This is a genomic window from Bradyrhizobium sp. SZCCHNRI3043, from assembly GCF_032377735.1.
In the GTDB taxonomy this organism is placed as follows: domain Bacteria; phylum Pseudomonadota; class Alphaproteobacteria; order Rhizobiales; family Xanthobacteraceae; genus Bradyrhizobium.
The window spans coordinates 143,179-167,549 of the sequence record NZ_JAUHID010000010.1; the positions used below are offsets into that span (position 1 = coordinate 143,179).

Annotated in this window: 24 protein-coding genes; 12 read left to right on the plus strand and 12 right to left on the minus strand. The window is 65.4% G+C overall.

Going from position 1 to position 24,371, the window contains the following annotated elements:
* Positions 1-167: 167 nt before the first annotated feature.
* Positions 168-1,412, minus strand: coding sequence for an ABC transporter substrate-binding protein (locus QX124_RS20600; protein WP_315737226.1), 1,245 nt, complete (start codon positions 1,410-1,412; stop codon positions 168-170).
* 82 nt (positions 1,413-1,494) lie between these two features.
* On the minus strand, positions 1,495-2,313 hold the full coding sequence (locus QX124_RS20605; RefSeq protein ID WP_315798111.1) for a putative hydro-lyase: 819 nt from the start codon (positions 2,311-2,313) through the stop codon (positions 1,495-1,497).
* Between the two features lie 113 nt (positions 2,314-2,426).
* Here QX124_RS20605 and QX124_RS20610 point away from each other — a divergent pair, with 113 nt between their 5' ends.
* The 4 genes from QX124_RS20610 to QX124_RS20625 all read left to right on the plus strand — a co-directional run bounded on the left by QX124_RS20610 (position 2,427) and on the right by QX124_RS20625 (position 6,172).
* On the plus strand, positions 2,427-3,389 hold the full coding sequence (locus QX124_RS20610; RefSeq protein ID WP_315776439.1) for a LysR family transcriptional regulator: 963 nt from the start codon (positions 2,427-2,429) through the stop codon (positions 3,387-3,389).
* Complete coding sequence (locus QX124_RS20615; RefSeq protein ID WP_315798112.1) at positions 3,386-4,636, plus strand: Zn-dependent hydrolase; 1,251 nt, start codon at positions 3,386-3,388, stop codon at positions 4,634-4,636. Before QX124_RS20610 ends, QX124_RS20615 begins: the two co-directional genes overlap by 4 nt.
* 224 nt (positions 4,637-4,860) lie before the next feature.
* Positions 4,861-5,772: an NAD(P)-dependent oxidoreductase gene (locus QX124_RS20620; RefSeq protein WP_315798113.1), complete on the plus strand. Its 912-nt coding sequence runs from the start codon at positions 4,861-4,863 to the stop codon at positions 5,770-5,772.
* A 46-nt stretch (positions 5,773-5,818) separates the two neighbouring features.
* Positions 5,819-6,172 carry a hypothetical protein gene (locus QX124_RS20625; protein WP_315779591.1) on the plus strand — a complete coding sequence of 118 codons (354 nt, stop codon included), beginning with the start codon at positions 5,819-5,821 and terminating at the stop codon, positions 6,170-6,172.
* Between the two features lie 6 nt (positions 6,173-6,178).
* Here the strand turns inward: QX124_RS20625 and QX124_RS20630 are convergent, their stop codons facing one another.
* The gene (locus tag QX124_RS20630; RefSeq protein ID WP_315798114.1) at positions 6,179-7,252 is read right to left on the minus strand and encodes a tartrate dehydrogenase; all 1,074 of its coding nucleotides are present in this window, start codon (positions 7,250-7,252) and stop codon (positions 6,179-6,181) included.
* Between the two features lie 160 nt (positions 7,253-7,412).
* Between QX124_RS20630 and QX124_RS20635 the strand changes: the two genes are divergently transcribed.
* From QX124_RS20635 to QX124_RS20660, 6 genes are all read left to right on the plus strand, one after another.
* Positions 7,413-8,189 (plus strand): SDR family oxidoreductase, encoded by a 777-nt coding sequence (locus tag QX124_RS20635; RefSeq protein ID WP_315798115.1) that lies wholly within the window; start codon positions 7,413-7,415, stop codon positions 8,187-8,189.
* A gap of 79 nt (positions 8,190-8,268) precedes the next feature.
* Positions 8,269-9,693, plus strand: a complete 1,425-nt coding sequence (locus QX124_RS20640; protein ID WP_315798116.1) for an amidase — start codon at positions 8,269-8,271, stop codon at positions 9,691-9,693.
* A gap of 202 nt (positions 9,694-9,895) precedes the next feature.
* Positions 9,896-11,218 (plus strand): MFS transporter, encoded by a 1,323-nt coding sequence (locus QX124_RS20645; RefSeq protein WP_315737218.1) that lies wholly within the window; start codon positions 9,896-9,898, stop codon positions 11,216-11,218.
* Positions 11,219-11,244: 26 nt separating this feature from the next.
* Complete coding sequence (locus QX124_RS20650) at positions 11,245-11,907, plus strand: sulfite oxidase-like oxidoreductase (protein ID WP_315798117.1); 663 nt, start codon at positions 11,245-11,247, stop codon at positions 11,905-11,907.
* Between the two features lie 179 nt (positions 11,908-12,086).
* On the plus strand, positions 12,087-12,452 hold the full coding sequence (locus tag QX124_RS20655) for a hypothetical protein (protein WP_315779585.1): 366 nt from the start codon (positions 12,087-12,089) through the stop codon (positions 12,450-12,452).
* Between the two features lie 858 nt (positions 12,453-13,310).
* Positions 13,311-14,528 carry a bifunctional alpha/beta hydrolase/OsmC family protein gene (locus QX124_RS20660; RefSeq protein ID WP_315798118.1) on the plus strand — a complete coding sequence of 406 codons (1,218 nt, stop codon included), beginning with the start codon at positions 13,311-13,313 and terminating at the stop codon, positions 14,526-14,528.
* A gap of 1 nt (position 14,529) precedes the next feature.
* Here the strand turns inward: QX124_RS20660 and QX124_RS20665 are convergent, their stop codons facing one another.
* Complete coding sequence (locus tag QX124_RS20665; RefSeq protein ID WP_315798139.1) at positions 14,530-15,576, minus strand: YeeE/YedE family protein; 1,047 nt, start codon at positions 15,574-15,576, stop codon at positions 14,530-14,532.
* A 214-nt stretch (positions 15,577-15,790) separates the two neighbouring features.
* Here QX124_RS20665 and paaI point away from each other — a divergent pair, with 214 nt between their 5' ends.
* Both paaI and paaK read left to right on the plus strand, forming a co-directional pair.
* Positions 15,791-16,258 carry a hydroxyphenylacetyl-CoA thioesterase PaaI gene (gene paaI / locus QX124_RS20670; protein WP_409997725.1) on the plus strand — a complete coding sequence of 156 codons (468 nt, stop codon included), beginning with the start codon at positions 15,791-15,793 and terminating at the stop codon, positions 16,256-16,258.
* A 43-nt stretch (positions 16,259-16,301) separates the two neighbouring features.
* Complete coding sequence (paaK, locus tag QX124_RS20675; protein WP_315798120.1) at positions 16,302-17,630, plus strand: phenylacetate--CoA ligase PaaK; 1,329 nt, start codon at positions 16,302-16,304, stop codon at positions 17,628-17,630.
* Positions 17,631-17,876: 246 nt separating this feature from the next.
* Here the strand turns inward: paaK and paaE are convergent, their stop codons facing one another.
* From paaE to QX124_RS20715, 8 genes are all read right to left on the minus strand, one after another.
* Entirely contained in the window at positions 17,877-18,956 is a 1,080-nt protein-coding gene (gene paaE, locus QX124_RS20680; RefSeq protein WP_315737212.1) for a 1,2-phenylacetyl-CoA epoxidase subunit PaaE, read from the minus strand.
* 105 nt (positions 18,957-19,061) lie between these two features.
* Positions 19,062-19,565 (minus strand): 1,2-phenylacetyl-CoA epoxidase subunit PaaD, encoded by a 504-nt coding sequence (gene paaD / locus QX124_RS20685; protein WP_315737211.1) that lies wholly within the window; start codon positions 19,563-19,565, stop codon positions 19,062-19,064.
* The gene (gene paaC / locus QX124_RS20690; protein WP_315737210.1) at positions 19,559-20,335 is read right to left on the minus strand and encodes a 1,2-phenylacetyl-CoA epoxidase subunit PaaC; all 777 of its coding nucleotides are present in this window, start codon (positions 20,333-20,335) and stop codon (positions 19,559-19,561) included. The genes paaD and paaC overlap by 7 nt, the downstream gene beginning before the upstream one ends.
* Positions 20,336-20,468: 133 nt before the next feature.
* Entirely contained in the window at positions 20,469-20,756 is a 288-nt protein-coding gene (gene paaB, locus QX124_RS20695) for a 1,2-phenylacetyl-CoA epoxidase subunit PaaB (protein ID WP_315737209.1), read from the minus strand.
* A gap of 13 nt (positions 20,757-20,769) precedes the next feature.
* On the minus strand, positions 20,770-21,759 hold the full coding sequence (paaA, locus tag QX124_RS20700) for a 1,2-phenylacetyl-CoA epoxidase subunit PaaA (RefSeq protein ID WP_315737208.1): 990 nt from the start codon (positions 21,757-21,759) through the stop codon (positions 20,770-20,772).
* A gap of 78 nt (positions 21,760-21,837) precedes the next feature.
* Positions 21,838-22,719, minus strand: a complete 882-nt coding sequence (gene paaX / locus QX124_RS20705; RefSeq protein ID WP_315798121.1) for a phenylacetic acid degradation operon negative regulatory protein PaaX — start codon at positions 22,717-22,719, stop codon at positions 21,838-21,840.
* 93 nt (positions 22,720-22,812) lie between these two features.
* A complete protein-coding gene (locus QX124_RS20710) occupies positions 22,813-23,289 on the minus strand; it encodes a phasin (protein ID WP_315715766.1) in 477 nt (158 codons plus the stop codon).
* Positions 23,290-23,477: 188 nt separating this feature from the next.
* Positions 23,478-24,248, minus strand: coding sequence for a hypothetical protein (locus QX124_RS20715; RefSeq protein ID WP_315798122.1), 771 nt, complete (start codon positions 24,246-24,248; stop codon positions 23,478-23,480).
* Between the last annotated feature and the right edge of the window lie 123 nt (positions 24,249-24,371).

Here is a 24,371-nt window from a genome sequence, read left to right on the forward strand (position 1 = left end):
ACTTGGTGTCGTCCTGGCGAAAGCCAGGACCCATAACCACGACTGTTTTTGTGGGGCACGACGACGACCAATCATCGTCCAACCACGGCCTCGGAGTATGGGTCCCGGGTCGGCGCCGCCACGCGCTGACGCGCGTCGCGGCTTGCCCGGGACGACACTCGAGGTTGCTACTTCATCGGCCAGGTGGCTTGGGCCACCGCGGCCTGGGTCGGGAAGATGGTGACGAACTTGCCGCCGACATATTGCAGCAGCACCGGATCCGCGTCGTTGTTCTGGCCGCTCTCGTCGAACTTCACGCGCTTCCACGGCATGATGGTCTGCTCGCCCGGCATGTCGGTCGCGGCCAGCGCGTCGCGGATCTTCTCGCCGTCAACAGACTTGGCGCGGTTGATGGCATCGGCCATCACGATCAGGCCCATGAACTGCCGCGAGGAGTAGTCGTTGAAATCCTTGCCCGACTTGGCCTTGAACATGTCGTTGATCTTGCCGACCATCGGCCGCTTGGCGGCGAGATCGAGCGAGAACGAGCCGCGCGAGATCACGCCTTCGAGCTTGTCGCCGACCGCGTCATACAGCGCCTTCTCCGAGAAGCCGGCGTCCTGCGCCACGATCGCATTCGGCTTGTAGCCGAGCTCGGCCATGGTCTTGACCAGCAGGATGCCGTCGGTGGTGTAGCTCGACGGCATCAGCACGTCGGCATTGGCCGCCTTGAGCTGCTGCACCTCGGCCGACAGCGACGGCGAGTTGGCGCGGTACTTGATGTCGGCGACGATCTTGTAGCCGCGCTCGTTGGCGAGCTTGAGCTGGGCGTTGCTCGAATCCGTGCCGAAGATCGTGTCCTCGTGGAACAGCGCGAGCGTCTCGATCTTGGTGCCCTTCTTCTTCATCGCATCGAAGAAGTCGAACATCGCCTGCGAGAACATCTCGTCATGCGGCGCGGCGCGGAAATAGTATTTCAAGCCGCGGCGATGCAGGCTCGGCGAGGAGTTGTCGGCGGAGAGATACGGAATCTGGTAGCGCTCGCAGATCTGGCTCGCGGTAACCGCGACGGCACTCTGGTAGGAGCCGATGACGGCTGCGACCTTCTCCTGCGTGATCAGGCGCTCGGCCTCGGCGCGGCCCTTCTGCGGATCCGCCTGATGATCGGCGAACACCAGCTTGATCTTGGCGCCGCCGAGACCCGGCAGACCCTCGGTACGGGCCAGCGGCAGGTCGTAGTCGTATTTGCCGTTGATGATCTCGGCCGCCGTCTCGAACGCGCGCTGCGCGTCGACGCCGATCTGGGCGCTGGCGCCCGAGAACGGATAGATGACGCCGATCTTCACTTCCGACGTCTGGGCGCGGGCGGCGATCGGACCGAGAGCAGCGGCAGCGGTGGCTCCAAGCAGGACGTTACGGCGCGTAATGGTCATGGCAAGATCCTCTGATGAAAGCGCATCGATGAAGCGGTTGACGTCGGTGGTAAAGGCTCAAAAAGCAGCACAAGCTGGCTGATTAGAGGACGGCGAGATCCTTGTTCCTGAGATCGGTGATCAGCATCAGGCCCGGCGCGTGGGTGATCGCGAAGGGCAGCTTGGCCGCGGCGATGACCGCCTGCGGTGTGACGCCGCAGGCCCAGAACACAGGGATTTCGTCCGCGGCGACGGGCACCGGATCGCCGTAGTCCGGCTTGTTGAGATCAGCGATGCCGATCTGCTCAGGATGACCGAGATGCACCGGCGCGCCGTGCACCGCGGGAAAGCGCGTCGTGATCTGCACTGCGCGGATCGCCTGCGCCGGCTTGAACGGGCGCATCGACACCACCATCGGCCCCGCGAACGGCCCCGACGGCGTGCAGGCGATGTTGGTGCGGTACATCGGCACGCGACAGCCCTGCTCGATGTGGCGGATCGGCAGACCGTCCGCCATCAGCGCCTCCTCGAACGAGAACGAGCAGCCGAGCACGAAGGTGACGAGGTCGTCGCGCCAGTGCGCAAGCAGATCGGTCGGCTCCTCGACCATCTCGCCATCGCGCCAGACGCGATAGCGCGGCACATCGGTGCGGATGTCGAGGTCGGCGCCGAGCGCCGGAATGAAAGGATTGCCCGGTTCGGACATGCCGATGATCGGACACGGTTTTGGATTGAGCTGGCAGAAGCGATGGAAGGCGCCAGCGTACGTCTCGGGGATAATCGCCAGATTGCCCTGGACGAAGCCGTTTGCGACCCCCGCCGTGCTCCAGCCCCTGCCGGTGCGATAATCCAGGCGGGCTTGATGGCTCGGGAGAAGTTCAGTCCCACCCGCTGATTGCTGCAGTGCCGCAGAAACAGTCATTTGTGCCACTTGCCTAATATCTCGACAAACTCACTGAACATCAGCCATGCTATAAAGTCTAATCTTCGTTTTTAATCGAGATCGATAAGACAAATTGATCCGAGCGGGGCGCGATGTTGGATTTCCGTTCCATCGAGACCTTCCTCTGGGTGGTGAAGCTTGGCAGCTTTCGCGGCGCGGCGCAGCGCCTGAACACCACTCAGCCGGCCATTTCCCAGCGGATCGCCCAGCTCGAGCGCGAGCTCGGCGTCAAGCTGCTCAACCGCGACCACCGCGTGGCGTCGCCGACCGCGAGCGGACGGCAGATGCTGGTGTATGCCGAGAAGCTGATCGGCCTGCGCGCGGAGATGCTGGCCGAGGTCGGCGACCGCTCCGCGATGCGCGGCGTGCTCCGGCTGGGTGTCGCCGAGACCATCGTGCACGACTGGCTGCCGCGGCTGATCAAGAGCGTCAACGAGAGCTATCCGAACCTCTCGCTGGAGATCGAGGTCGACGTCACGCCGAACCTGCATGCGCGGCTGCTGGCGCAGGAGATCGAGCTCGCCTTCGCGCTCGGCGCGCCCTCCGAGTCCGGCATCCGCAGCCGCGTGCTGTGCGACTATCCGATCAGCTTCCTCGCCAGCCCCTCTTTGGGTTTCGGCAAAGGCCTGATCACGGCGGAGCAGATGGCACGGTTTCCAATCATTACCTTCCCGCGCAACACCCAGCCCTACGACAATGTGCGCTCGCTCTTCAATCGCCCGCATCTGCCGCCGATGCGTCTGCACGCCAGCGCCTCGCTGGCGACCGTGATCCACATGGCCGTCGAGGGCCTCGGCGTCGCCGTCATTCCCGCGGCGATCGTCGCCAACGAGATCGAGCGCGGACGCCTGCAGGAGTTGAAAACGGATTTGCGGATTCCGCCGCTGACCTTCACGGCGAGCTGGCTGTCATCGCCCGAGATGGTCGCGATCGAGCGCGTCGCCGAGCTCGCAGCCAGGACGGCGCAGACGGCCAGCCATCCGGCGGCATCGGTTGACGCCATCGTCGCGGCGCGCGATGGACAGGATGCCGGAGTACAGGGATTTCAAGCATGAGCCGCGCCGTCACCAATCTGCAGATCGATTCCGCCCGCCTCTGGGACAGCATTCACGAGACCGCCAGGTTTGGCGCGACGCCGAAGGGCGGCGTGCGGCGGCTGACCTTGAGCCAGGAGGACAAGCAGGTCCGCGACTGGTTCCGCAAAGCCTGCGAGGATGCCGGGCTCGACGTGCACGTCGACACGCTCGGCTCGATGTTCGCACTTCGCAAGGGCCGCGACATGTCGAAGCCGCCGGTCGGGCTCGGCTCGCATCTCGACACCCAGCCGACGGGCGGCAAGTTCGACGGCATTCTCGGCACGCTCGGCGCGCTGGAGGTGATCCGCACGCTCAACGACGCCGGCATCGAGACCGACGCGCCGCTCTGCATCGTCAACTGGACCAACGAGGAAGGCTCGCGCTTCGCGCCGGCGATGATGGCGTCGGCCGCCTATGTCGGCGACTTCACGGTCGAGGACATTTTGTCGCGGACAGATGCCGCAGGCATGACCGTGGGCGCGGCGCTGGACGAGATCGGCTATCGCGGCGAGACCAAGGTCGGCACGCAGAAATTCTCAGGCTTCGTCGAGCTGCACATCGAGCAGGGTCCGATCCTGGAGGCCGAGAACAAGACCATCGGCGTGGTCGACCACGGCCAGGGCGTGTTCTGGTACGACGGCAAGGTCACGGGCTTCGAGAGCCATGCCGGCTCGACGCCGATGCCGCTGCGCCGCGACGCGCTGCTGGCGCTGTCGGAGTTCGCGCTCACCCTGGAGCAGATCGCGCTCAAGCTCGGACCGAACGCGGTCGCCACCATCGGCGAGGCCGTGATCGCCAATCCCTCGCGCAACGTGATCCCCGGCGAGATCGCCTTCACCATCGACTGCCGCAGCGCCGACGCCGAGACGCTGGACGCGCTCGATACCAGCCTGCGTGCGGCGGCGAGCGAGATTTCCAAGAAGCGCAAAGTCGAGATCGCGATCGACCAGGTCTGGCGCAAGCCGCCGACGCACTTCGATCCCAAGCTGGTCGATGCCGTCGAGCGCGCTGCCGGCACGCTCGGCTATTCGCACCGGCGCATCACGTCGGGAGCGGGCCATGACGCCTGCAATCTCAACACGATCATGCCGGCCGCGATGGTGTTCGTGCCCTGCAAGGATGGCATCAGCCACAACGAGCTCGAGGATGCCACGCAATCCGACTGCGCCGCCGGCGCCAACGTGCTGCTGCACACCGTGCTGTCGCTGGCGGGCGTGGCGTCGTGACGGGCTGATTGCTCTCACTCGCTCCTACTTTAAGTTATCATTCTCCGATCTAAGTCGCGCAGGCACACTGAGCTCCCCTCCCCCTTGCGGGGAGGGGTCGGGGGTGGGGGTCCACAACGGCGGTGTCGCCCGGGGCTCCCCCTCCCCAACCCTCCCCCACAAGGGGGAGGGAGCACAGCTTCGTCGGCGCGACTGCTCGGCACATCCCGAAAGGAGACCATCACGTGCGCGGAGTTTTCATCGACGCCAACGAGTCGCTTGCCGAGATCTTCGAGCGGCAGCGCAAATCGGGCGATCCCGAGATGCGCGTGCATCTCGATCCGGACATCAAGCCGGACGACTGGCCCGCCATTCTCGATGGCGCCGAGATCGGCGTGGTCGATCACACCACCCTGCCCACCGATGTCGCCATGCAATGCAAGGGCCTCAAGCACGTCGTGTTCCTCGGCACCGGCGCACGCAGCTACATGAATCCGGAGGAGCTGGCCGATCTCGGCATCACCGTGCACCTGATCAAGGGCTATGGCGATACGGCGGTGGCAGAAGCAGCGATCGCGCTGATGTGGGCCTCGGCCCGCGGCATCGCGCAGATGGACCGCGAGATGCGCGCCGGCAACTGGCTGCGCGACGACGGCATGCAGTTGACCGGCAAGACCCTCGGCCTGATCGGCTTCGGCGGCATCGCCGCGGAAGTCGCGCGCATCGCGTCCGGCAGCGGCATGAAGGTGATAGCCTGGAACCGCTCGCCGAAGAGTCATCCGGGCGTGGAGTTCGTCGATCTCGACATGCTGCTCAAGGAGAGCCACGTCGCCTCGCTGCATCTCCTGCTCAACGACGAGACCCGCGGCTTCCTGTCCCGCGACCGCATCGCGCAGATGCGGCCGGGCGTGATCTTCGTGAACACCGCCCGCGCGGCCATCGTCGACGAAGCAGCGATGATCGACGCCCTGCGCTCCGGCCACATCCGCCACGCCGGCCTCGACGTCTTCAACACCGAGCCGCTGCCCGCCGGTCACGTACTGACCACCATCCCCAACGTGACGCTGTCGGCGCATTCGGCGTTCCGCACGCCGGAAGCCAGCGAGAACCTGATCCACGCCGCTTGGGAGCACTGCCGCAGGGTGGCGAAGAAGTAGTTGTTGACGCGTAGGGTGGGCAAAGCGGCCGCCGCTAGGCGGCAGCGTGCCCACCGTCGATCAGCGCGTACGCGGCAAGACGGTGGGCACGGCGCCACCGCGATCTCATGCGGGGATGCAGCAGAGCCGCGCCTTTGCCCACCCTACGGCTCTCTCCTTCGTCATTGCGAGCGAAGCGAAGCAATCCAGAGTCCCCGCGACGGCCCTGGATTGCTTCGTCGCTACGCTCCTCGCAATGACGATGTTGATCGAGCTGCCGCCCCCCCACCGTCGTCCCGGCGAACGCCGGGACCCATACCGCGTGATTTATCAGTGGCGCGCGGTGGCAGATATCGGCGGCTACAACGACGGCCGGTGGTTATGGGCCCCGGCGTTCGCCGGGGCGACATCGAGCAAATAGCGGCGACTAGTCCACCATGTCCGCGACGGCCTTGCCGCACGCCACCGTATCGGCGTTGCCGCCCAGATCCCGCGTGCGCAGCGTCCGCTCGGCCAGCGTCCGCTCGATCGCGCCGACGATCGACTGCGCTGCAGTCTTCTCTCCCAGATGCTCCAGCATCATCGCGCCCGACCAGATCATGCCGATCGGGTTGGCAATCCCCTGCCCTGCGATATCGGGCGCCGAGCCGTGCACCGGCTCGAACACCGACGGGAAATTGCGCTCGGGATTGATGTTGCCCGACGGCGCGATGCCGATCGTGCCGGTGCAGGCAGGTCCCAGATCGGACAGGATGTCGCCGAACAGATTGGAGCCGACGACGACGTCGAACCAGTCCGGGTGCAGCACGAAATTCGCGGTGAGAATGTCGATGTGGTACTTGTCCCACTTCACGCCCGGATAGTTCTTCGCCATCGCTTCCACGCGCTCGTCCCAATACGGCATCGTGATCGAGATGCCGTTGGACTTCGTGGCCGAGGTCAGGTGCTTCTTCGGCCGCGACTGCGCCAGCTCGAAGGCGAACTTGAGGATGCGGTCGACGCCGACCCGCGTCATCACCGTCTGCTGGGTGACGAACTCGCGATCGGTGTCCGGGAACATGCGGCCGCCGACCGACGAATATTCGCCTTCGGTGTTCTCGCGCACCACCCAGAAATCGATGTCGCCGGGCTTGCGACCCGCCAGCGGCGACGGCACGCCGGGCATCAGCCGCACGGGACGCAGATTGACGTACTGATCGAACTCGCGGCGGAACTTGATGAGCGAGCCCCACAGCGACACATGGTCTGCGATCTTGGCGGGCCAGCCGACGGCGCCGAAATAGATCGCGTCATGGCCGCCGATCTGCGCCTTCCAGTCGTCCGGCATCATCTGGCCGTGCTTCTCGTAATAGTCGTAGCTCGAGAAGTCGAAATGATCGAACTGCACCGCGACGCCGTGCTTCTTGGCCGCCGTCTCGATCACGCGAATGCCCTCGGGCATGACCTCCTTGCCGATGCCGTCGCCGGGAATGACTGCGATGCGATAGGGCTTCTTGCTCATCGAGCGGATCCTTGGTCGTTTACGCCGGTACGCCCGGCTGAAATGGCGAATGCCTGAATGAACCAAACCACGCCCAAGCGCAACGCTGCGGTGCAAGATTGACCGCATGGCTGACGCGCCAGACAATCCTATCTCCTCACCCATCCCAGCGAGCACGTCCATGGACCTTCATTTGCGCGGCAAGCGCGTTCTCATCACCGGCGCGTCCAAGGGGATCGGTGCCGCAGCCGCCGAAGCCTTCGCCGAGGAAGGCTGTCACGTCAGGCTTGCAGCGCGCAGTGGCGACCGGCTCGCGGCGCTGGTCGAGCAGCTGCGATCGAAGCATCAGATCGATGCGGCCGCGCATGTCGTGGACCTGCGCAAGAGCGAGGACGTCGCGCGGCTGGCCGAAGCCGCTTCCGATATCGACATCCTCGTCAACAATGCCGGCGACATTCCGGGCGGCGCGATCGACAAGATCGACGAGGCGGCCTGGCGGCATGCCTGGGACCTGAAGGTGTTCGGCTTCATCAATCTGACGCGCCTGGTCTATGCGCAGATGAAGGCGCGCGGGGCCGGCGTCATCATCAACGACATCGGCGCGGCCGGCGAGAAGTTCGACGCCAACTACATCTGCGGCAGCGCCGGCAATGCGGCGCTGATGGCCTTCACCCGCGCGCTCGGCTCCAAGAGCCTCGCCGACAACATCCGTGTGGTCGGCATCAATCCCGGGCCGGTCGGCACCGATCGCCACGTCACTCTGCTCAAGACCCGCGCCAAGCATCAGTTCGGCGACGAGAGCCGCTACACCGAATTCCAGAAGAGCCTGCCGCTCGGCCGCCCCGCGCATGTCAGGGAGATCGCCGACCTGATGGCGTTCCTGGCCTCGGACCGTGCCGGCTACACCTCGGGCGTGATCTATACTGTCGATGGCGGCATCAGCGCAGGGTGGGGTTGACCGCCGCAACCTTTCCACCCCACACGAAACGTGATCTACAACATGGCGCCGGGACGCTTGCCATCAGGAGAACTGCACTTTGGCCGACCAGGGACTGATCCGTGAGACCGCCTGCGCCGTCGTCGACAGGTTGAAGGCCGGCGAGGTCACGCCGCTCGATTGCCTCGACGCACTGGAAGCGCGCATCAAAGCCGTCGACGACAAGGTCAACGCGCTGCCGACCCTGTGCTTCGACCGCGCCCGCGAGCACGCCAAGGCGCTGATGCAGAAGCCGGTTGCCGAGCGCGGGGTGCTGGCCGGGCTGCCCGTCCCGATCAAGGACCTCACCGACGTCGCCGGCGTGCTCACCACGCAAGGGTCGCCGATCTTCAAGGACCGGATTCCGGAACGCTCCGATCTCCTGGTCGAGCATCTCGAAGCCAATGGCGGCGTGATCTATGCCAAGTCGAACACGCCGGAGTTCGGCGCCGGCGCCAACACGTTCAACGAGGTGTTCGGCGCGACGCTCAATCCCTGGGACACGTCCCGCTCGGCGGCAGGCTCCTCGGGCGGCGCTGCAGTCGCGCTCGCGACCGGCATGGCCTGGCTCGCGCATGGCTCCGACATGGGCGGCTCGCTGCGCAATCCCGCGAGCTTCTGCGGCATCGTCGGCCTGCGCCCGAGCTTCGGCCGCGTCGCCCATACGCCGGCCGTGGCCATCGACCGCAATCTCGGCGTCCAGGGCCCGATGGCCCGCAACGTCGAGGATCTCGCGCTGCTGCTCGACGCGATGAGCGGCGAGCACGCCGCCGATCCGATCTCGCTGCCCTCGCCTGCGACGTCGTTCCTGGCCGCGGCGCGCTCCGGCAAGAGGCCGGTTCGCGTTGCCTACTCTCCGGATCTTGGCATCACGCCCGTCGATCCGGAAGTCGCGGCGGTCACGCGCAAGGCGGCGCAGCGCTTCGCCGAGTTGGGCGTGATCGTCGAGGAGGCGCATCCCGATTTCAGCGAAGCGCACGAATGCTTCCACGTGCTGCGCGCGCTCGACTTCGCGATGAGCAAGGCCGAGCTGTTGCGCACCAAGCGCGACCTGTTGAAGCCGGAAGTGATCTGGAACATCGAGGAAGGGCTGAAGCTGACGGTCGCGCAGATCGCGCGCGCCGAGGCCCAGCGCGTGGCGATCACCGCGCGCGCCGTGAAATTCTTCGAGACCTACGACCTGCTGCTGGCGCCGGCGACCATCGTACCGCCCTTCCCGGTCGAGAACCGCTACGTCGCCGAATGCGCCGGGCATAAGTTCGACAACTACGTGCAATGGCTCGGCATCGTCTACGCGATCACGCTGGCCTGCTGCCCAGCCCTGTCGCTGCCCTGCGGCTTCACGGCGTCGGGTCTTCCGGTCGGACTGCAAATGGTCGCGGCACCGCACGCCGACGCCAAGCTGCTCGCAGGCGCCAAGGCGCTGGAGGACGTCCTCGGCGTTGCCGGCTCGATCCCGATCGATCCGCGCGCGCCGAAGGGCTAAGTCATTCCCCCCATCCTGAGGAGCCGCACAGCGGCGTTTTGAAGGATGAGGCCGCAGCGTGATGCGCCCCCGCCTCGACACTGTTTGTGACACGCGCGCAGAGTTCCATGCGCTGAACATGGGACCCATGTCCGTTATCGTCTGTGGCAATCGGGGCTGCTGCCGTAGAAGGGCCGCAAATCACGCTTGCCGGAGACCGGATATGACTGACCAGGTGATCGAGCCTGCCGAAGAAGCCACGACGTTCAGCGATGTCGAGCGCCGCATCAAGGCGATCCTGATCGGCTCGGCCGGCAACCTGGTCGAATGGTACGATTTCTATGCCTACACGGCATTCGCGCTGTATTTCGCGCCGGCATTCTTTCCCTCGAAGGACCCGGTCGTCGAGCAGCTCAACGCCGCGGTCGTGTTCGCCGCGACCTTCCTGATGCGCCCGCTCGGCGGCTGGCTGTTCGGCTATCTCGCCGATCACCATGGCCGGCGGCTGTCGCTGACCGTCTCGGTCCTCTGCATGTGCTTCGGCTCGCTGATCATTGCGGTGACGCCGACCTATGCCACCATCGGCATCGCCGCGCCGATCATCCTGGCGCTCGCCCGCGTCATCGAGGGCCTCAGCCTCGGCGGCGAGTATGGCGCCAGCGCCACCTACCTGTCCGAGGTCGCCGACGCCAAGCATCGCGGCTTCTATTCAAGCTTCCAATACGTCACCCTGATCGGCGGCCAGCTCACCGCGATCATCGTGCTGCTGCTCCTGCAGAAGGTGTTCTTGACAACCGAGGAGCTCAAGGCATGGGGCTGGCGCATTCCATTTGCGATCGGCGCCGGCCTCGCCATCTTCACCGCCGTCATGCGGCGGAACCTGCATGAAACCGAGGCCTTCGTGGAAGCAAAGAAGACGGTCAGTCCGTCGGGATCGATCACCACGCTGCTCAAATATCCGAGAGAGCTGCTGCTGGTGGTCGGCCTGACCGCGGGTGGCACGGCGGCATTCTACACCTTCACGACCTACATGCAGACTTTCGTCAAGCTGTCGGTCGGCCTCACCGAGGACCAGACCACGATGGTGATCTTCGGCTCGCTGCTGTTTGCCTGCGTGCTACAGCCGCTCTATGGCGCGATCTCCGATCGCATCGGCCGCAAGCCGCTGCTGATCTTCTTCGGCGTCGCCGGCACGCTGGCGACGATCCCGATTCTGACCGTGCTGCAGGGCACCAAGGAGCCGTTCACAGCTTTCCTTCTGATCTGCGGCGCCTGGATCTTCACGGCCGGCTACACCTCGATCAACGCGGTGGTGAAGGCCGAGCTGTTTCCGACCAATGTCCGTGCGCTCGGTGTCGGCCTGCCCTACGCGATCACCGTCTCGCTGTTCGGCGGCACCGCACCGGCTATCGCGCTCTACTTCAAGAGCATTGGGCACGAGACCTGGTTCTATTATTATCTCACGGGCGTGATCTTCACGTCGCTACTGATCTATGCGACCATGCGCGACACCAAGCATGCGTCGGCGATGCACCGCCATGAATGAGCTGCCACCACGGATGAGGTGCCGTCATGGCTGACGAGTCCGGGCTACCGCCCGAGAGCAAGCTGACCCGCAGCAAGGAGCGCTGGGCTCACGAGGGCAAATTCCTGACCGGCCGGATCGTGCGGCCCGAGGACCAGCGCCTGCCGCCGGGCCAGCATCTGACCCGCGACTGGCCGGTGCTCGATCTCGGCCTGACGCCCTCGGTCACATCAGAGCGCTGGCGGCTCGATGTCTATGGCGCGGTGGAAAATCCTCTGTTCTGGGATTTCTCCGCCTTCCTCGCCCAGGAGCAGCGCCAGTTCACATCCGACATTCATTGCGTGACGACCTGGTCGCGCTACGACAATCAATGGGAAGGGCTTGCGACGCGCGACCTGCTTGCCGCCTGCCGGCCGCGCGACACAGCCGATTTCGTCGTGCTGCATTCCAATGACGGCTACACCACCAACTTGACGCTGGAAGATTTCGCCGCCGAGGATGCGCTGCTCGCACACAGTTGGTCCGGCGCGCCGCTCAGCCAGGAGCATGGCGGCCCGGTCCGCGTCGTGGTGCCGCATCTGTATTTCTGGAAGAGCGCGAAATGGCTGAAGGCGATCGAATTCCTCGATCACGACGCGCCCGGCTATTGGGAGGTGCGCGGCTATCACAACCGCGGTGATCCCTGGGCCGAGCAGCGCTATTCGGAGTGACGGGCTCCGCTCGAGCCCCCCAACGGAGACCGTAGGGTGGGCAAAGACGCGAAGCGTCGTGCCCACCGCCGTCGCCGCTGAAAATGAAGCTGAAAAGAAGCTGAAAAGAAAAGAATAGTGGGCACGCTCCGCTTTGCCCACCCTACGGGCTCAGTTTCCGAACCTGCCAGAGATATCGCATGGAGTTCACCTCAGAAACCGGCAAGATCCCCAAGGGCTACGGGTATCTTCTCAAGCCGAGCGTCATCCTCGCCGCACTGACCGCAAGAGATCTCGGCGGCATTCGCATCCACCTCGTTCGCAGCCACGGCAGGCGTCTGTTCGATGCGCGATATCGGCCGCCGGACGGCGACATTCCTTATGAGCGTCTCAACATCAAAGTCGGCACCGCGCACGAGCGGGACTTGCCTGGACTTCGTCGGCGCGCGAAGGACGAAGCCCTGCCCGCGCTCGTCCAATGGATTTCCGACCTCGTCGCGCAAGACCTGCCGACAGCGATCCGGCACGGCGAACAGGAGATCGAGCTTCTGCCGCCGCGAGAGTGATCATGGCCTGGTCTTGAGATCGATCGCTTGCCTAGGCTGACCGGAGTCCGACTGCATATGGAGATACGTCGCGACGAACAAGTACGCCAGTTAGTTACTCCGTCATGCCCGGGCTCGTCCCGGGCATCCACGTCGTTCCCAGCATGCCGAACGGCGTGGATGGCCGGGACAAGCCCGGCCATGACGACCTTGAGGCAGGCGAGCGCAAAACTACGATCGTCAAATGCGATAGCCCCGGGGCGGACCGAACGGTGATGGCGTCAATGATGTGATCCCTCGTCCCACCTCGTTTCCACAAAATATGCCCCTTGCATATTTCTGAAAATCGTGATTTACTCACCGCCGTCCCGCCTCGTTGCAGAGGGGCGTATCGCGATCGTCACGGACGTGGAGCGCGGGATGCGGTGGGCGCAACGGGTCGCAGCGTGGTCCTCCATGCGGACGAACGATCCGGTACGCACGGCGAAATCGTGTGGTCTCGGCGCCGCGGTGCTGGCGTCAAGTCGCGGTGCGGATGACGCGCGTCGCGATGACGGGGGCAAGACAGCCGTTCCCCGGAGAGAGCACGTATAAGCCGTTCCAACCATTGCGCAGGGAAGGCCGGGATGTCCTCAGCCATACCTGTGGTTCTGCCGCCTGCATTTTTTTCCGCAGGCGGGCCATGGGGGCGGCAGGCTCCCGACCTTCCCTGCGCCCTCTCGATTGCAGAGGGCGAATAGCCGCAAAGCTCGGGCCGTACAGGCCGCGAGAATGCGCCATCATGTCTGCTGGTATGGCCTTATCTGTTGTATGACGATGTGAGACGATGTGGTGTCATCGCCTCGAGCGGTAGTGAAGACGCGACGAATGGGGCACGATATGCCGACCGAACGTTTCCAGTTTGAAGGCGCAAGCGGCGAGCAGCTTGCCGCTGCGCTCGACCTGCCCAACGGTTCGCCGCGCGCTTACGCGCTATTCGCGCATTGCTTCTCCTGCGGCAAGGACACGCATGCGGCGCGGCGCATCGCCATGGCGCTGACGGCGCATGGCATCGCCGTGCTGCGGTTCGACTTCACCGGCCTCGGCTCCAGCGAAGGCGACTTCGCCAACACGACATTCTCCTCCAACGTCGCCGATCTTGTCCGCGCCGCCAATCATCTGCGCGAGACCCGACAGGCGCCGGCGATCCTGATCGGCCACAGCCTCGGCGGCGCCGCCGTGCTGGCGGCCGCCGGCGACATTCCCGATGCCAAAGCCGTCGTGACGATCGCCGCGCCTTCGGATCCGGGCCATGTCACCAACATGTTCAAGGACAGCCTCGAGGCGATCCGCCGCGACGGCTCGGCCGAGGTCTCGCTCGCGGGGCGCCCGTTCCGGATCAGCAGCTCCTTCCTCGACGACATCGCCGAGCAGCGCCTGCTGGACAAGGTCAAGCATCTGCACAAGGCGCTGCTGGTGATGCACTCGCCTGTCGACGAGACCGTCGGCATCGACAACGCGACCCACATTTTCGTCGCTGCCAAGCATCCGAAGAGCTTCATCTCGCTCGATCACGCCGATCATCTCATCAGCAGCAAGCTAGATGCCGCCTATATCGCCGAGGTGATCGCGAGCTGGGCCGGCCGCTACGTCGCACCGGCGCCGGTCGAGCCGGCGGCCACCGATGGCCCGCGCGACGTCGTCGTGCGCGAGACGCGGGCGAGCAAGCTGCAGCAGAGCATCGCGCTCGGGCCCCACCATCTCACCGCAGACGAGCCGCTCTCCGTCGGCGGCCAGGACACCGGCCCGGGCCCCTACGACCTTCTGCTCGCGGCGCTCGGCGCCTGCACCTCGATGACGATGCGGCTCTATGCCGATCGCAAATTGCTGCCGCTCGACCTGATCACCGTGACCCTGCGTCACAACAAGATCCATGCGGAGGACTGCGCGGCGTGCGAGACCAAGGTCGGGCTGATCGATCAGCTCGAGCGCGAGATCCACATGGACGGCGCGCTCGATGAGGAGCAGCGCAGGAAGCTGATGGAGATCGCCGACAAGTGCCCGGTGCACCGGACGCTGACGTCGGAGATCCGCATCGTCACGCGTGCGACGGACTGAGCTAACGCGCCGCTTCCGGCTCCATCTTCAGCGGCCGCACGCGCAAGGCGCCGCGCAGGCCTGCGGCCGTGCCGATGAAAATGCCGGTGATGGCAACGAACGATGGCAGCGCCAAAGTGGAGAGTCCCGTGAGCCCCTGCCCGACCGAGCAGCCCAGCGCCATCACGCCGCCGATGCCCATCAGCGCGGCGCCGCCAACCGAGCGCAGCATGTGATTCGGCGAGTGAAAACCTTCGAGCTTGAAGCGGCGCGTGACCAGCGCCGTCACGAGACTCCCCGCCAGCACGCCAGCGACCGTTGCAATGCCGAAGTTCACCGTCGAGCCGGTCGACAGCATCACATATTGCAGGCCGTCGGCGATCGGCGCGACGAAGGTGAGCGAGCCCACCGGCACCGGATTGAACTCATCGGCGCCGAGATAGCCGGTCGCAAACCATCCGGCCGCGACCAGCAGGCCGACGACGAGACCGGCGAGCATCTGCCCCGGTGCGCGCCGGAACGGCGCATGCGCGAAGGCGAACACGATCAACACGCTGCCGAGCGCGAGCGCCGGCAAGAGGCGCGCTGGCGCACCGTGCAGGCCGCCGGCCGACAGCAGCGCAGGAAGCGATGTCGCCGCGGCCGTGGTCTGCGAGGCCTGCATCAGCGCGATGCGCAACGGCGCGATCAGGCCCTTCAACGTCATCTCCGCTGCGATCGCCAGCACCGTCACCACGACGAAGGAGCGCAAATTGCCGCGGCCGAGCAGCACCAGCGCGCGCGAGCCGCAACCGTTGGCGAGCACCATGCCGTAGCCGAACAGGACACCGCCCAAGAGCATCAGCGGCACCGAGAAGGTCGGCTGCAGATAGATCGACTTGCCGAGATCGACGGCCCCGTTGGCCGCGAGCAGCTGTGTGGCGACGATGGCGATGCCCATCGCCAGGACGTAAGTTCGCACCAGCCGGCGGTCGCCGTCGGCCCACCAGCCGCGCAGGCTGCTCATCATGCAGAAGCCGCTGAGCAGCCCGACCACGCCATAGATCAGGCCGATCATGAGACCGGCCATCACGGCCAGATTGGCGGCTTCGGGCACGTTCAGGAATCCTTCCGGTTGCGGACAACACGCGCGTTGCGCGGGCAGCGCTTTCGCTTGACGCGCGCAGAATATTTGCCACGATGTCGCACCTAACTAGATGAGAATGCTTGTTCCAACAAGCACCGACGGGAGAGAACGCCGTGATTTCAGAAACGCATCCTCAGGGGTGGCCGACGCATTGCGCATGCATGGAGGCCGCACAGTGAGCGGCGTGGCGACACTTTCCCCCGACGCTCTCGCCCGCGCCTGCGCCGACGCGATGTGGCAGGATGATCGCGCCAGCCAGGGGCTCGGCATGCACATCGTCGAGATCGGCCCCGGACGCGCCACCCTGCAGATGAAAGTGCAGCCTCACATGGTCAACGGCCATGGCATCGCCCATGGCGGCTTCATCTTCACGCTGGCCGATTCCGCCTTCGCATTCGCCTGCAACTCGCACAACGACCGCACCGTGGCCGCACAGGGCAGCATCAGCTTCATCCGCCCCGGCAAGCTCGGCGACGTTCTGCTTGCCCGCGCGCACGAGGTGTCGCGCAGCGGGCGCTCCGGCATCTATGATGTCCGCGTTACGGCAGGCGACACGGTGATCGCCGAATTCCGCGGCCATTCGCGCAGCATCGGCGGCACGCTGGTCCCGGCCGCCGCGAGCTGATCCGCTTCCCTATCGCCCCGCGCCCCCGCCGGAGGACCTGACCATGACATCGACCAAGCTTCAATCGACCGGCAGCTACGTTCCCGAGATGGACGACACCGAGCGGGCCTCGCGCGACGAGATCATGGCGCTGCAGACCCGCCGGCTCGCCTGGTCGCTCAAGCACGCCTACGACAACGTCACCCATTACCGCCAGGCTTTCGACAAGGCCGGCGTGCATCCGTCGGATTTCCGCGAGCTTGCCGATCTGGGCAAGTTTCCGTTCACGGTGAAGACCGACCTGCGCGACAATTACCCGTTCAACATGTTCGCCGTGCCGCGCGAGCAACTGGTACGGGTGCACGCCTCCTCGGGCACGACCGGCAAGCCGGTCGTGGTCGGCTATACCCGCAACGACATCGCGACCTGGTCGGCCGTGATGGCACGCTCGATCCGCGCCGCCGGCGGCCGCAGCGGCATGATCATCCACAACGCCTATGGCTACGGCCTGTTCACCGGCGGCCTCGGCGTCCACTACGGCGCCGAGCAGCTCGGCTGCACGGTGGTGCCGATCTCCGGCGGCATGACCGAGCGGCAGGTGCAGCTGATCAATGATTTCCGCCCTGACATCATCACCGTGACGCCAAGCTACATGCTGGCAATCCTCGACGAGTTCAAGCGTCAGGGCCTCGATCCGCGGCAGAGTTCGCTCAGGATCGGCATCTTCGGCGCCGAGCCATGGACCAATGCAATGCGCGCCGAGATCGAGGACGCATTTGCGATGGATGCCACCGACATCTACGGCCTGTCCGAGGTGATCGGCCCTGGCGTGGCGCAGGAATGCCTGGAAACCAAGGACGGACTGCACATCTGGGAGGATCACTTCTATCCGGAGATCGTCGATCCCGACACCGGCAAGGTGCTGCCCGACGGCGAGATGGGCGAACTGGTGTTCACCTCGTTGACCAAGGAGGCCTTCCCCGTCATCCGCTATCGCACCCGCGATCTGACCCGGCTGCTGCCGGGCACCGCGCGGCCGGGCATGCGACGGATGGAGAAGGTCACGGGCCGCTCCGATGACATGATCATCCTGCGCGGCGTCAACCTGTTCCCGTCACAGATCGAGGAGATCCTGCTGTCGACCGAATGGTGCGGCGGCCATTTCATGCTGGAGCTGACGCGCGAGGGCCGCATGGACGAGCTGACGATCTACGCGGAGTCGCGACCGGAGCATTGGGACGAGACCGGCCTCGGCGCGCACGCCGAGCGCATCTCCATCCACATCAAGAACACCATCGGCCTCACGGCAAAGGTGAAGGTCGTCCCGCCCGACACGCTGGAACGCTCGGCCGGCAAGGCGAAACGGATCAAGGACAAGCGGCCGGTGGGGTAGCCGTTCAGAGATGAAATCGAGATTGAGCGCCGATGACAGTGAGCTCCCTCGCCACGCCTGCGGGGAGAGGGTTGGGGTGAGGGAGACTCTCCACGCACCGAACTCGCGGAGAGTCCCCCTCACCCGGATTGCATCTAACGATGCAATCCGACCTCGCCCCGCCTGCGGGGCGAGGTGCAGCGAGCGAGCCGAGCGAGCGTGCTCACATCAGCCTCGATCAGCGGTCGAAATTTCGCGGCCACTACCTCACACATGATCGTAGTCCACCACCACGCGCTCCGTCACCGGCCTGGCCTGACACGTGAGCACAAAGCCAGCCTGCAGCTCCCATGGCTCCAGCGAGTAGTTCAGCTCCATCTCCGCTCTCCCCTCCACCAGCTTGGCGCGGCAGGTCGAGCACATGCCGCCCTTGCAGGCGAAGGGCAAGTCCACACCGGCGCGAAGCGCGGCGTCGAGAATGGCCTCGCCGTCGGCGACCGGGACCTCGCGGCGCTTGCCGTCGATGATCAGCGCGGCGATCGCCTTGGGGGGCGCCGTATCAGGCACGACAGCTTTCGGCCGCGGCTTGCCGCCGGCGCCCGAGACGAAGCGCTCGACATGGACGCGCTCGTCAGCGATGCCGAGCGCGCGGCAGGTGGCCGCGATGTCCTCGCTCATGCCGGTGGGGCCGCAGATGAAGACATGATCGATGCTCTCGGCCGGCACCAGCGAACGCAGGAGCACGCGCACCTTCTCGCCGTCGAGGCGGCCGTGCAGGATCGGCAGGTCCTGCTCCTCGCCGGAGATGACGTGGAACACCGAGAAGCGGTCGAGGAAGCGATCCTTCAGCTCCTCGAGCTGTTCGCGGAACAGCATGCCTGCGGTGGTGCGGTTGCCGTAGAACAGGAAGAAGCGGCTGCGCGGCTCCCGCGCCAGCACGGCTTTCACGATCGAGAGGATCGGCGTGATTCCGGAGCCGGCGGCAAGGCCGACATGAGTACGCGCGGCCTCAGGCTGCAGTGCCACGCCAAAACGGCCGGTCGGCGTCATGACGTCGATCTCGTCGCCGCGCCTCAATTCGTCGGTGACGAAGCTGGAGAATGCGCCGCCATCGACACGCTTCACGGCGATCCGGATCTCGTCGTCATCGGGACCGGAGCAGATCGAATAGGAGCGCCGGACCTCCTCGCCGCCGAGCGTGGTCTTGAGCGTGAGGTATTGCCCTGGCGCGAAGCGATAGTCATCGGCAAGCTCGTTCGGAATCGCAAAGGTCAGCGACACCGCATCGGGCGCCTCCCGGCGCAGGTCACGGACGGCGAGACGATGGAAGCGTGGCGTTGTCGACATCGGGTTCATCCTCCCGTCATTGCGAGGCGCGAAGCGACGAAGCAATCCAGGGCTTCGGGCGTGGCCCTGGATTGCTTCGCTTCGCTCGCAATGACGGCTGTGGCATCAGTGGCACTTGAAATAATCGAACGGCTCGCGGCACGATCTGCAGCGCCACAGCGCCTTGCAAGAGGTCGAGCCGAATTCGGCGAGCTGCTCGGTGTTGGCGGATCCGCATTGCGGACACGCAACCTCGGCCACGCCGAACAGCGCGCGCCGGCCGCTCGACGGCTGCGGCGGCGCGATGCCGTACTCCCGCAGCTTGCGTCGCCCCTCCTCGCTCATCCAGTCCGTGGTCCAGGCCGGCGACAGCACAGTACGCACGCTGGCCTCGCGGAAGCCGGCGCGCTCCAGCGCCAGCTCGATCTCGAGCGCGATCATGTTCATCGCCGGGCAGCCGGAATAGGTCGGCGTGATCGCGACCTCGACCCGTTCGCCGACCACCTCGACCTCGCGCAGCACGCCGAGATCGTCGATCGTCAGCACCGGGATTTCCGGATCGACCACCGACGCCGCCGCCTCCCAGGCACGCTGGCGCAGCTCAGCCGGGCTCAATTCGGCGACTACCACGACGCACCGGGGAAGCTGCGCTGCATGTATTGCAGCTCGCTGAGGAGATGGCCGAGATGCTCGCTGTGACGCCCGTCGCGGCCGCCCTGCTGCATCCAGTCGTTCTCCGGCAGCACCAATGTCGCCTCACGCGCGACATGCGAGACGATCGACAGCCATTCCGGCAGCAGCATCGTCGGATCGATCGCGATGCCGGCATCGATCAGGCCGCGCTCCGCATCGTCGACACTGAACATCTCTCCCGTATAGGCCCAGAGATCGTCGATCGCAGCCTGCCCGCGGCGGTGGCTTTCGTCGGTGCCGTCACCGAGCCGGATCACCCATTCGCTGGCATGGCGCAGATGATAGGCGCATTCCTTCTCAGACTTGGCCGCGATCGCCGCCAGCGTCGCATCGGTGGAGCCCATCATGCCCCGCCAATAGAGATCGGCGAACGCCGCGTAGAAGAGCTGGCGCACCATCGTATGCGCGAAGTCACCATTCGGGCGTTCGACCAGCAGCAGGTTACGGTACTGTCTGACGTCGCGGAGATAAGCGAGCTTGTCCTCGTCGTTGTCGCAGCCCTCGACCTTGGCGGCGTAGCCATAGAGCTCGCGCGCCTGGCCGATCAGGTCGAGCGCCATGTTGGACAGCGCCATGTCCTCTTCCAGCATCGGCGCATGGCCGCACCATTCGGAGAGGCGATGGCCGAGGATCAGCGCATCGTCGGCGCGACGCAAGGTGTAGAGCACCAGCGGGGTCTCGGAGACGATGATCGAGGGTGCGGTCATGGTTGTGGTCCGATCAGGTCGCCACGAACTCCGTCATTGCGAGCGCAGCGAAGCAATCCAGGGATTCATCCGAGCAGGCAGTCTGGATTGCTTCGCTGCGCTCGCAATGACGACGACTGAGATCCTCAGCCGATCACATATGCCCGACTTCCTCGGGCACCTCGTAGAACGTCGGGTGGCGATAGATCTTCGACTCCGCCGGCTCGAACATCATGCCCTTGTCGGCGGGATCGGACGCGGTGATCGCGCTCGACGGCACCACCCAGATCGACAGACCCTCGCCGCGGCGGGTGTAGATGTCGCGCGCGGCCTGCAGCGCCATGGTCGCATCCGGCGCATGCAGCGAGCCGCAATGCTTGTGCGCGAGCCCGTTGCGGCTGCGGATGAAGACCTCCCACAACGGCGTGTTCGGCGTCGCCATTTCGATCTCCCTGCTATTCGGCCGCTTGCGCCATCTGGCGCCGCGCGCGCTTCTCTGCATAGGCCGCGGCGGCCTCGCGCACCCAGACGCCGTCGGCATGCGCCTTGCGGCGCGCCGCCATCCGGTCGCGGTTGCACGGGCCGTTGCCGGCCAGCACCTGCTTGAACTCGTTCCAGTCGATCGGGCCGTGCCGCCAATGGCCCTGCTCGTCCTGTTTCATCTCGGGATCAGGAATCGTCAGACCGAGATACTGCGCCTGCGGCACGGTGGCATCGATGAACTTCTGGCGCAGCTCGTCATTCGAGAAGCGCTTGATCTTCCACTTCGTCGAGGTGTCGCTGTGCTGGCTGGCCTGGTCGGGCGGGCCGAACATCATCAGCACCGGCCACCACCACCTGTTCAGCGCATCCTGCGCCATCGCCTTCTGCTCGGCGGTGCCGCGGCAGAGCGTCAGCATGATCTCGTAGCCCTGCCGCTGATGGAACGATTCCTCCTTGCAGACGCGGATCATCGCGCGCGCATAGGGACCATAGGAGCAGCGGCACAACGGAATCTGGTTCATGATCGCGGCGCCGTCGACCAGCCAGCCGATCACACCGATATCCGCCCAGGTCAGGGTGGGATAGTTGAAGATCGAGGAGTACTTCGCCTTACCGGCCAGCATCGCATCGACCAGCTCCTCGCGCGAGGCGCCGAGCGTCTCGGCTGCGGCGTAGAGATACAGCCCATGGCCGCATTCGTCCTGGACCTTGGCGAGCAACGCCGCCTTGCGGCGCAGGCTCGGCGCGCGCGTGATCCAGTTGCCCTCGGGCAGCATGCCGACGATTTCGGAATGGGCGTGTTGGGAGATCTGCCGGATCAGCGTCTTGCGATAGGCCGACGGCATCCAGTCATTGGGCTCGATGCGCTCTTCGGCATCGATGCGGGCCTGAAAGCGCGAGGCGCGTCCAGCGTCCTCGGCGAAGCTGCCCTCCTCGGGCGAATTGAGCGCCTGCGTGTACATGCGGCGACGTCCTCCCAGGACTTGGTTGCCGCCAATATATAACGATATTTTATCCGTGCAATCGAATTCTGTAATATATCAGGGTGCCTCATGCACGTCGGCGAAACGCCGCTGCAGCGCCGCGCCGGCCTCCGGCAACGGGCCCTGATCGTTGGTCGCATGGGCGTCGAGCCAGCGCTCGGAACCCGGCAGCAGCAACCGATAGATCTCGCCACACAGCGCCCGGGCCTGCCGTCCCGGCCAATTCCCCGGCAGCAACTCGGCCGGCAGCAGCGGATCGCGCAGCACGATGCGCCGGTAGTGGTGAATCAGCAGGATCCGCGCGGTGAAGGCCTGGCCGGCGGAGAGCGCCTCGCCGCGCGCGATGCTGTCCTTGAGCGGCGCAAAGGAGGCGGTGAACTTGCGGTACGCCTCCGCCGTCCGCTCCAGCGCCCAACTCTCGGCCACCAGCCGCCGTGCCATGTCGGAGCCGGCCGACGCCTGCAGGCGGATGGCCCCCTCCACAGCGTCAGGGACGGCGATGCTCGCGGGGGCCACGAACACGCCGGGCAGCGGGCTGCCGAAACCGGCATCGCGCAGGGCGGCGCGCGCCTGCTCGCGATCATCGGCGCTGCCGATGAGCAGCAGTTCGAAGCTGCCGTTCCATTCCGCCGGCGGCGAATCGTAGATGTGGCGGGTGGCACCGGCGAAGGTCTGCTCGCCGCGACGGGTCAGGCGATAGAAGCTGTTGCGGCCTATTCTGGTGCGCTCGAACCAGCCTTCCGCCGTCAGCCGCGACATCGCCGTGCGCACCACGCTGCCGTCGATGGCCAGCCCTTCGAAGAAGGCGAGCAAGGTGCCGAGCCAAACGCTGCCGCCCCGCGGCACGATGGCGTCGCCGAACACGGTGATGATCAGCGACCCCGTGCGCGACGGCTCGCTCTTGAGCTGATGGACGATCCGGGACAGCGGCTGCGGCATGGCGAAGGCTTTAGCCGGTTTCACCCGATCGCAAAAGAAAAGGCCCGCACGATGCGGGCCTTGCAGGTCGATCGTCTGACGCGCGAGACGCGCTCAGGCGGTCTTGTTGTAGGCCTTGGCCATGTTCTCCTGGGCGAGCTTGGCACCCTCGGTGACGAGCTTGCCGACATACTCGCTGGTCGACTTGGCGCGCGCGACGAGCGCCTCGCCACGGGCACGGGCCAGCTCACCCTGGATCTGGACGGCCTCGCTGATCGACTTGGCGGACGCCAGCCGGTCGATGCCGTCGAAGAAGGCCTCGGTGTCCTGATACAGCGCCTGCTGAATGTTGCGGCTGATCTTGCCGGCCTCGGTCACGCCGTCGAACACAGCGGTCTCGATCGCCGACGTCACCTTCTCGGAGCCAGCGAGGGCCTCCGCAGCGCGCTCCTTGGCGGTCGACGCGGTCTTCTTGACGAACTCCCGCGCGGACTCCGGCACTTCCATCGTCTGCAGGTTCTTGAACGCGTCGGTCACCGGTGCAAAGGCGTCCTTGACGGTGTCGAACACGGTATTGGTCTCGGTGGTCATGGCTGTCTCCATCCTCAATGGTTCTGAGCTATGGGCTCACTCCGTCCCTTATGAAACCGGAGTGACTCAGCTATATCATTCCGAATGGTGCGCCGCAACATAAATGTTGCAATGCACCATTCTAGGCTGGGACAAAAGGACTCGCCACCTCAGAGCGCCCCTCGCAAGTCGGGGCGTTCGGGCGAACCTCAGTGCTCGGCAGGGGCGCCGCCGTGCTTCTTGTTGCGGTTCTTCCCCGGCCGGGCCGCCTCGGCCGGCTTTGGAGCCGCCTCATCAGCCTTGGGCGTGGCGTCGACCGGCTGCGACGGCTTCATCGTGTCGAGCATGGCCCGGATCGCGCGCAACTCTGCCTCGATCGCGACTGTCGGTGACGGATCGGGTGCTTTGGCAGCGTTCAGCGTCTGGTCGAGCAATGCTTTGATCTCGCTCAACTGAGGCGTGACGTCGACGGCGGGTTTCGCCGCCGGTTGCGGAGCCTTGGTTGCGGCAAGAAGCTCGTTGAGCAAGTCCTTGATCCCCTTCAAGTCCGGCGTGACGTCGCGCGGCGGCGCCACGACTGGCGCCGGCGCCTTGGACGCGGAGAGAAGCGAATCCAGCACGCTCTTGATCTCGTTCAACTGCGGAGCGAGATCGGCGGGCGTCGTCGCGGGCACCTGCGCGGAAGCCAGCAGCTCCTTCAACAACGCCCGTGTCTCCGCCAGCTCGCCCTCGATGGAGGCGAGCCGCTCATTCAAGGCGGTGAGCTGACCACGGCTCGGCACGTTCATGCCGGCGAAGTAGTTTTCCATCAGATCGACCATGGGCTTCTGTCCGTTTCCTGAACCAGTTGCGGGATCATTGGAGGATGGACGGGGCGTCACGCCCATCGGGCGCAGCCGCGTGAAGGCGCTGAAGCTCCTCTGCATCTCACCGACCATCTGCTGCCAGAATGCGATCGGGTCGCCGGATTTGTTCGCCATCGGCACGCTCCTTCAGACCAACACAAGACTCAAACACAACCTCTCATAGCACGCCTTCGTTGCGGTGCGGGAGAACTTGTAGCTTGCTTCTCTCAAGCAACAGACCCATGCCATAGAGGGTTC